Genomic DNA, 559 nt, shown 5'->3' with positions numbered 1-559 from the left:
CGCTTACCACTTTGTGATTCATGACTGGGGTGAAGTCGTAACAAGGTAACCGTAGGGGAACCTGCGGTTGGATCACCTCCTTACCTGAAGATACCTTCCCGCGAAGTGCTCACACAGATTGTCTGGTAGAAAGTAATGAGCAAGACGGCTGCGAAGTCGTGACACTACCGTGTCCCCTTCGTCTAGCGGTTAGGACTCCGCCCTTTCACGGCGGCAACAGGGGTTCGAATCCCCTAGGGGACGCCACTTGCTTGGTGACAGGTGAAAGGTGTCTCCACGACGTATCTCAAAACTGACGTAACCGTCATGTTTGAGATACTGCTCTTTAACAATCCGGAACAAGCTGAAAATTGAAACGACGCGTCGTTTCATTTCTCCGTAATAGGAAATGAATATCACGATGTTCGAGTCTCTCAAATGCTTACAGTCCCAAGCGTTGCAAAACGCCTGTGGGTTGTGAGGTTAAGCGACTAAGCGTACACGGTGGATGCCCTGGCAGTCAGAGGCGATGAAGGACGTGCTAATCTGCGTAAAGCGTCGGTAAGGTGATATGAACCGC

The 559-nt window shown here is 50.8% G+C and carries 1 tRNA gene and 2 rRNA genes; all 3 read left to right on the top strand.

Annotation, left to right across the window (positions count from 1 at the left end):
• Positions 1–83 (top strand): 16S ribosomal RNA (locus AC790_RS00015); the annotation flags it as partial.
• Between the two features lie 88 nt (positions 84–171).
• Positions 172–246 (top strand) — tRNA-Glu (locus tag AC790_RS00010).
• A gap of 214 nt (positions 247–460) precedes the next feature.
• Positions 461–559 (top strand): 23S ribosomal RNA (locus AC790_RS00005); the annotation flags it as partial.

It is taken from the genome of Pantoea sp. RIT-PI-b (assembly GCF_001187905.1).
GTDB lineage: Bacteria > Pseudomonadota > Gammaproteobacteria > Enterobacterales > Enterobacteriaceae > Pantoea > Pantoea nemavictus.
The sequence above is the reverse complement of the archived record's forward strand: the minus strand, read 5'-3'. Positions and strand labels throughout refer to the sequence as shown.